A 476-nucleotide genomic window follows, 5' to 3' on the forward strand; every position below is an offset into this window, starting at 1 on the left:
TGCTCGAGGGCGCCGACCCGTAAGGAAAACGATCCTCCGGGACCGATCCGGCCCTCGCCCCCGATCCACGATCATCGTTGTCCGGCAGGGGCCGCGTCGGCATGCGCGCGGCGCGCGGGATGATTGGCGAGCGGGGCACGGCCGGGCACGCCCGGCGCAGGTGCGGTCCGCCGGATCGGGTCCGACAGCAGGCGCAGCCCGTTCAGCACGACCAGCACGGTGCCGCCCTCGTGGCCGATCACGGCGAGCGGCAGCGGCAGGTCGAAGAACAGCCCGCCCGTCACCAGCAGGATCATGGCGCCGATGGCGACGGTCAGGTTCTGGCGGATGATCCGCGCGGTGCGCCGCGACAGGCGACGGGCGGCGGCAAGCCGCTCCAGGTCCTCGGACAGCAGCGCCACGTCGGCGGCCTGCAGCGCCACGTCCGATCCCGCGGCGCCCATGGCGACGCCGACATCGGCGCGGGCGAGCGCCGC

The 476-nt window shown here is 74.8% G+C and carries 1 pseudogene; it reads right to left on the reverse strand.

From position 1 onward, the window contains the following. Positions 1-71: 71 nt before the first annotated feature. A pseudogene (locus KTN05_RS17835) lies at positions 72-476 on the reverse strand (cation-transporting P-type ATPase); the annotation flags it as partial.

The sequence above is a fragment of the Paracoccus sp. Z118 genome, from assembly GCF_019061185.1.
Taxonomy (GTDB): Bacteria; Pseudomonadota; Alphaproteobacteria; order Rhodobacterales; family Rhodobacteraceae; genus Paracoccus.